At 40.1% G+C, this 7,176-nt stretch carries 6 protein-coding genes and 1 CRISPR repeat array; all 6 genes read left to right on the forward strand.

Annotated elements, in window-relative coordinates; all coding sequences use genetic code 11:
- Nucleotides 1–167: 167 nt before the first annotated feature.
- From cas5c to cas2, 6 genes are read left to right on the forward strand one after another with little or no spacing between them, the layout of a single operon-like run.
- The gene (gene cas5c, locus QDI94_RS00250; protein WP_278866340.1) at nucleotides 168–818 is read left to right on the forward strand and encodes a type I-C CRISPR-associated protein Cas5c; all 651 of its coding nucleotides are present in this window, start codon (nucleotides 168–170) and stop codon (nucleotides 816–818) included.
- Entirely contained in the window at nucleotides 818–2,563 is a 1,746-nt protein-coding gene (gene cas8c / locus QDI94_RS00255) for a type I-C CRISPR-associated protein Cas8c/Csd1 (RefSeq protein WP_278866341.1), read from the forward strand. Before cas5c ends, cas8c begins: the two co-directional genes overlap by 1 nt.
- Nucleotides 2,556–3,467 (forward strand): type I-C CRISPR-associated protein Cas7/Csd2, encoded by a 912-nt coding sequence (gene cas7c, locus QDI94_RS00260; protein WP_278866342.1) that lies wholly within the window; start codon nucleotides 2,556–2,558, stop codon nucleotides 3,465–3,467. The genes cas8c and cas7c overlap by 8 nt, the downstream gene beginning before the upstream one ends.
- Nucleotides 3,452–4,120 (forward strand): CRISPR-associated protein Cas4, encoded by a 669-nt coding sequence (gene cas4, locus QDI94_RS00265; RefSeq protein ID WP_278866343.1) that lies wholly within the window; start codon nucleotides 3,452–3,454, stop codon nucleotides 4,118–4,120. The genes cas7c and cas4 overlap by 16 nt, the downstream gene beginning before the upstream one ends.
- A 2-nt stretch (nucleotides 4,121–4,122) precedes the next feature.
- A complete protein-coding gene (gene cas1c / locus QDI94_RS00270; RefSeq protein ID WP_278866344.1) occupies nucleotides 4,123–5,154 on the forward strand; it encodes a type I-C CRISPR-associated endonuclease Cas1c in 1,032 nt (343 codons plus the stop codon).
- Between the two features lie 10 nt (nucleotides 5,155–5,164).
- Entirely contained in the window at nucleotides 5,165–5,455 is a 291-nt protein-coding gene (gene cas2 / locus QDI94_RS00275) for a CRISPR-associated endonuclease Cas2 (RefSeq protein WP_278419735.1), read from the forward strand.
- Nucleotides 5,456–5,625: 170 nt separating this feature from the next.
- Nucleotides 5,626–7,146: direct repeats of the CRISPR family, unit length 33 nt; unit sequence GTCACCTTCCGCGAGGAAGGTGTGGATTGAAAT.
- Nucleotides 7,147–7,176: the final 30 nt, after the last annotated feature.

The following is a 7,176-nucleotide window of genomic DNA, read 5'->3' on the forward strand; positions in this document are numbered from 1 at the left end:
ATCGCAGACAAGACAATTCTAACACCCTAATAAAGTTGTGTCAATTAAAATGTTTTAAAACTAAAAAAATAACGAAAAAAGTTATTGACAAAAATATGCAAAAGGTGATATATTAGAATTACAGAGATTATTCTCAACAATAAAATGAAGAAAGGAGCTGATGCTCAATGTCAATTATGGTTGAAGTTTACGGCGACTATGCCGCCTTTAACCGTCCTGAATTGAAGGTTGAACGAATGACATATGATGTCATAACTCCATCGGCGGCAAGGGGTATTTTGGACGCTATTTTATGGCACCCGGGCATGCGATGGGTTGTTGACAAAATATATGTTTTAAGTCCGATTCAATACGCAAATATCAGGAGAAATGAAGTCAAATCTAAAATATCGGCAAGAAATGTCAGAACAGTTATGAACGGCAGGAAAAACGATTTGTACATTGACGCACAGGCTGATATTCAGCAGAGAGCGGCGCTTGTACTGAAAAATGTTCATTATGTGTTGGAAGCACACTTCGATATGACAGACAAAGCAAGCCCGACTGATAGTCCTGCAAAGTTTCAGGAAATGATGAAACGCAGACTTGAAAAAGGGCAATGCTATCATCAGCCGTATTTTGGCTGTCGGGAGTTTCCTGCAAAGTTCAGAAAATGGGAATTTGAAACAGTCAACACAGCTTATCCAAATACCACAAAGGAACTCGGATTGATGCTGTACGATATGGATTACGGTAAAGGTGAAATTACTCCGATGTACTTTAATGCCGTTTTGAAGAACGGTGTACTTGATTTGACGAACTGTGAGGTGTATCGCTGATGCTGTTACAATCACTTGTAAAGTTGTACGAAACCCTCGCCCAAAAGGGTGAGATTGAAAAGTCAGGCTGGAGTCCCGTAAAAATCTCTTACGGGCTCTGCCTCGACAATGACGGAAATATTGACAAAATAATTTTTTTAAAGCAAAAAACAGTTGACGGTAAAAAGGAAATTCCAAAACCTATCAGCCTCCCGATGCCTGTTAAAAGGTCATCGGGAGTAGCGTCAAATTTTCTCTATGAAAATTCAACATATCTTTTTGGTTATGATTCATCGGGAAAACCTGACAGAGCCGCAAAGGCATTTCAGGCTTGTAAGGAAAAACACTGCAAAATTCTTGAAAACTGTGACAGCGATGCCGCTGTGTCAATAAAAAAGTTTTTTGACCATACTATTGAAAATGTGCAAGATGAACTTTTAAGTTGCGGATGTACTCAGCCTATGGTTGACGAAATTCTCGGCAAGGGTGCAAATATGTTGCTTATGCCTTTGGGCAAGTATCCATTCGATTTTGATGAAATTTGCAGAGCATGGGATGAAAACTATGCAAATTCGGACGGTGAAAAGGGAATTTGTCTTGTTACGGGAAAATACGATAAGATAGCCGTTTTACATCCGCTGATTAAGAATGTTAAAGGTTCGCAATCGGCAGGTGCGTCGTTAATTTCATTTAACGGAAGTGCATTTGAGTCATACGGCAAAACTCAGGGTTATAATGCGACCGTGAGTGAATATGCCGCATTTGCCTATGCAGCGGCATTAAATAAGCTTATTTCCGATACCGATCATAGAATCAATGTAGGCGATACAACTGTTGTTTGTTGGACGGAAGATGCCGAACCTGCTTATCAAAGTATGCTTTGTTCTGCTTTTGATGGTAATGATGATACGGTTTCTCAGGCAGATTTGAAAAGTGCAATTACTCATATTGCTCATGGTGAAACAGTAAATTGGGAAAAAGTTCCCTTGTATCCCGATAACAATTTTTACATTCTCGGTATATCTCCAAACTCAGCAAGATTGTCGGTAAGATTTTTTATCAAAAATACTTTTGGCAAGGTTATGCAGAATGTTTTGTTGCATGAAGAGCAGATGAAAATTGTAAGACCGAGTTTTGAAACGCGTGAACATCTCACTTTATGGCAAACAGTAAGTCAAACGGTCAATCCAAAATCAAAGGACAAGTCCTGCAAACCTCATCTTGCAGGAGATGTGCTCAACGCAATTTTAAACGGCACAAGCTATCCTGCAACCCTATATTACGGAGTTCAGAGCAGAATATCTGCCGAAAGAGAGATTACATGGGGTAAGGCGGCAATTATTAAAGCGTATCTCATGAGAAACATAAAAACTATTCCAAAGGAGGATTTAACAGTGGAATTAAATGAACACAGCGAAAACAAAGCATATTTGCTTGGCATACTTTTCTCGAATCTTGAAGAAATTCAAAATGCGGCAAATCCGGGTATCAAAGCAACAATCAAAGACAGATACTTTACATCTGCAAGTTCAACGCCTGCTTTGATATTTCCATTATTGATTGAACTTGCACAGGCTCATCTCAAAAAAATAGGCGAAACAAGCCGTAAAATTTATTATCAGAAAAAATTGACAGAAACAATGTCAAAGCTCGGAACGGAATTTCCGGTAAGACTAAAACTTGAAGAAAAAGGTATGTTCCAGCTCGGTTATTATCATCAGACACAAAAACGGTATACACGCAAGGAGGAAGTAAACAATGGCTGAAGTAATTAAGAATAAGTATGATTTTGCAATTATTTTCGATGTGGAAAACGGTAATCCAAACGGCGATCCCGATGCAGGAAATATGCCGAGAATTGACCCCGAAACAGGTTATGGTATTGTAACAGATGTTTGCCTTAAAAGGAAAATCAGAAACTATGTTGAAACCGCTAAGGAAGACGAAAAGGGTTACAAGATATATATTAAAAGCGGTGTGCCGCTTAATAAGAGCGATAAAACCGCACTCGAATATGTCGGTGTTGATACAAATGTTGCTGATGACAAAATCAAATCACAGGTTAAAGAACTTAAAAAAGGCAACGCAGAACTTGATTTGAAAATCAGAGATTTTATGTGTGCAAACTTCTTTGATGTAAGAACCTTTGGCGCTGTTATGACAACATTTGTTTCAAACGGACTCAATTGCGGTCAGGTGAGAGGTCCTGTTCAACTGAGTTTTGCCCGTTCGGTAGACCCTGTTCTTCCGCAGGAGGTAACAATTACAAGATGTGCAATTACTACAGAAAAGGATGCCGAAGACAAAAATAATACAATGGGCAATAAGTTTATCATTCCATACGGACTTTATGTTGCCGAGGGATATATTTCCGCAAATCTTGCCCGCAAGGTCACAGGCTTTTCAGAAGATGACCTTGAACTTTTGTGGAACGCAATTGTAAATATGTTTGAGTTTGACCATGCAGCCGCAAGAGGCAAAATGGCAGTACGCAAACTCGTTATTTTTAAGCATGACAGCGAACTCGGAAATGCACCGTCATACAAGTTATTTGAGAAAATCAATATCAATAAAAAGGAAGATGTAACTGTTCCGAGAAAATTTGCCGACTATGATTTCTCGGTAGATACCGACACGCTTCCGTCAGGTGTTGAATGTATCATAAAATGATGTACGATGATGATAATATTTTGAGCATATCTGGAATACAACACTTTGTATTTTGTCGCAGACAATGGGCTTTAATACATATTGAACAGCAGTGGGCAGAAAATCTGCTCACTGTCAGCGGTGAGATTATGCACGAAAAAGCCCATGACGATACTTTTACCGAAACGAGAAACGGTATTATCACTTCACGGGGAATGCAGGTTTCATCTTATGAACTCGGCATATACGGAGTTTGTGACATTGTTGAATTTGTTCCGTCAGATGACGGTGCAATATTGTTCGGCAAAGAGGGCAAATATTCCGTAGTGCCTGTTGAATACAAACACGGCGAGCCTAAAGAAAGCCATGCCGACATTCTTCAGGTTGCTGCACAGGCAATGTGCCTTGAAGATATGTTTTGCACAAAAATAAATGAACTGAATATTTTTTACGGCAAAACAAGGCATCGCCAGAAAATTGAATTTACCGATGAAATTCGTGATGAATTGAAAGATATAATTCTGGAAATGCATATGCTCTACAGTCGCAGATACACTCCGAAAGTCAAACAGAACAAAAACTGTTCTGCCTGTTCACTAAAAAATTTGTGTTTGCCAAGGCTTACAAAAGTGAAATCAGTCAAAAAATATTTGTCCGATATGGCAGAGGAATAACTATGAAAAAATTATTGAACACACTTTATGTGACTTCAACCGACAAGTATCTATCTTTGGACGGAGAAAATATTGTTATATTGGCTGACCGAGAAGAATGCGGAAGAGTTCCGTTGCATAATCTTGAGGCTATCGTTACCTTTGGCTACAGCGGAATAAGTCCCGCTCTTCTCGGAAAATGTGCCGCGGACAATATAAGTGTTTCGTTTATGAGCAGACACGGAAAATTCCTTGCGGGAGTTGTCGGTCCATATTGCGGAAATGTTGTGCTGAGAAAAACTCAGTATCGACTTTCCGAAAGTGAAGAGGAATGTACTAAAATTGCAAAGAATATTATTTTTGGCAAGCTGTTCAACTCAAGGTGGGTAATTGAACGCGCGACAAGAGATTATTCAAATTCACTTGATGTTGAAAAGCTGAAAAATGTTTCATTGCAAATAAAAAATTCTATGGAAAGTATTTCAGATTGCGTTGACACCGCATCGCTCCGAGGTGTTGAGGGAGAGGCGGCAACAAGATATTTTTCTGTATTTGATGATTTGATACTCCGGCAAAAAGATGATTTTTTCTTTCGTGAAAGAAACAGAAGACCGCCGACAGACGCTGTAAATGCAATGCTTTCGTTTTCATACACAATGCTGACGAGTATGGTGACATCTGCACTCTATTGTGTGGGACTTGATCCTTTTGTAGGCTATCTGCATAAGGACCGTCCCGGAAGAGCATCGCTTGCACTTGATATGATTGAAGAATTGCGTTCCGTATTTGCTGACCGATTTGTCCTTACGATGATTAACAGGAAATCGGTCAACAAGGCTGACTTTATCACGAAGGAAAACGGTGCCGTGATGTTTACAGACGACGGAAAGAAAAAGTTTTTGCAGTCGTGGCAAAATAAAAAACTTACCGAGATAAAGCACCCATATCTTGAAGAAAAAGTTCAATGGGGAATGGTGCCGTATGTTCAGGCTCTTTTGTTGGCACGATATCTGCGTGGCGATATTGACGGCTATCCGCCGTTCTTGTGGAAGTAGGTATTAGGAAATGCTTGTTTTGATTACATACGATGTCAGTACAGAAACTCCGCAGGGCAGAAAAAGGCTGCGCAAAGTTGCTAAGGAGTGCGTTAATTATGGCAAAAGAGTGCAAAATTCCGTTTTTGAGTGCGTAATGGACGCGGCAAAATGTAGAGAAGTCAAAGAAAAGCTGATTAATCTGATTGACGAAAAAGAGGATAGCATCAGGTTTTATTATCTCGGAAATAATTATAAAGCCAAAGTCGAACACTACGGAGTGAGTGACGATTTTGATGTTGAAGGAGTGTTGCTTTTTTAGTGCGAATGGTATGTGCACATAAAAACACTGTACCATTCGCACCGAATAAATTGTTAATTATTTAAATTGACAGCAACTTTTTTGCCGGCGGTTGTAAAGTAATCCAACCGGTTTGTGCATATATATGTAAATACTGTGTGTGCTAAGCAAATAAACTGTCAATTTTTGCTGTCACCTTCCGCGAGGAAGGTGTGGATTGAAATTATATCTTATTTAAATAAAATAACGGATTTTGAAGTCACCTTCCGCGAGGAAGGTGTGGATTGAAATTTTAATTACTCTTTTCAACGCAAATTTTGCGTTGTCGTCACCTTCCGCGAGGAAGGTGTGGATTGAAATCCGCCGTATGCGTTGACAAACAACAATGCAAAAATGTCACCTTCCGCGAGGAAGGTGTGGATTGAAATTGTCATACCATAAAGCTGTTCGTTGTAATTGACTGGTCACCTTCCGCGAGGAAGGTGTGGATTGAAATGCTATCATAAGAGAATGAACACCTATATCTCAAGCATTGTCACCTTCCGCGAGGAAGGTGTGGATTGAAATTTGTATGAGCCCAAATATTAGAATAAAAATAAGACGTCACCTTCCGCGAGGAAGGTGTGGATTGAAATAAGCCGTTATCGCATAAAACTCTATGCATTGAAAAGTCACCTTCCGCGAGGAAGGTGTGGATTGAAATTGCTCACTCATACCATACAACTTTTCTTCAACAGGTCACCTTCCGCGAGGAAGGTGTGGATTGAAATATTTGTAATTAATAGAAAAAACCCATTTCCATAGTCACCTTCCGCGAGGAAGGTGTGGATTGAAATCCGATTGCAGATGCGCAAACAGGCTTGCGAAAAAGTCACCTTCCGCGAGGAAGGTGTGGATTGAAATGTAAGTAAACATGGCACAAACTACAGCTACGGAGAGTCACCTTCCGCGAGGAAGGTGTGGATTGAAATTACTCCATATGTACCTTTTAAAACCGGCAATCTTAGTCACCTTCCGCGAGGAAGGTGTGGATTGAAATTGTCTGAGGTTCTCAGATACAAGGATAGAATCCGTCACCTTCCGTGAGGAAGGTGTGGATTGAAATCGGCATACCTTGCAAGCGATTTGATATGTGAGTGTGTCACCTTCTGCGAGGAAGGTGTGGATTGAAATCTTGAAGATTTTGACTATCTTTTGTCATTAGTAAGTCACCTTCCGCGAGGAAGGTGTGGATTGAAATCTAAACGACTAATATCAAGCCTATCTTTAAACCCGTCACCTTCCGCGAGGAAGGTGTGGATTGAAATCTGCGTTAATTTATGTTTAAGCCTTAACGCTTTTAGTCACCTTCCGCGAGGAAGGTGTGGATTGAAATGCTGAGACTTACAACAAAGTTTTGGCAAAGCAGTGTCACCTTCCGCGAGGAAGGTGTGGATTGAAATTATAACAAAGGCAAAATTGTTCGTAGCGGTTATAGTCACCTTCCGTGAGGAAGGTGTGGATTGAAATGGCAAAGAGGCTATGTCGGGTATGCTTGCTATCATGTCACCTTCCGCAAGGAAGGTGTGGATTGAAATCTTTGTAAACATCTTCAAGGACATCTTTGTACTTTGTCACCTTCCGCGAGGAAGGTGTGGATTGAAATATTGCTGCAACTCCTTTAACATCATTTTTACCGTGTCACCTTCCGCGAGGAAGGTGTGGATTGAAATTAACCTTTGACTATATTACATCATAAGTAG

It is taken from the genome of Ruminococcus bromii (genome assembly GCF_928721825.1).
In the GTDB taxonomy this organism is placed as follows: Bacteria; Bacillota; Clostridia; order Oscillospirales; family Acutalibacteraceae; genus Ruminococcoides; species Ruminococcoides bromii.

Excerpts from the sequence above, each read along its gene's own strand:
- cas2 (WP_278419735.1), top strand. The coding sequence starts at position 5,165 with ATGCTTGTTTTGATTACATACGATGTCAGTACAGAAACTCCGCAGGGC.
- cas7c (WP_278866342.1), top strand. The coding sequence starts at position 2,556 with ATGGCTGAAGTAATTAAGAATAAGTATGATTTTGCAATTATTTTCGAT.
- cas1c (WP_278866344.1), top strand. The coding sequence starts at position 4,123 with ATGAAAAAATTATTGAACACACTTTATGTGACTTCAACCGACAAGTAT.
- cas4 (WP_278866343.1), top strand. The coding sequence starts at position 3,452 with ATGTATCATAAAATGATGTACGATGATGATAATATTTTGAGCATATCT.
- cas5c (WP_278866340.1), top strand. The coding sequence starts at position 168 with ATGTCAATTATGGTTGAAGTTTACGGCGACTATGCCGCCTTTAACCGT.
- cas8c (WP_278866341.1), top strand. The coding sequence starts at position 818 with ATGCTGTTACAATCACTTGTAAAGTTGTACGAAACCCTCGCCCAAAAG.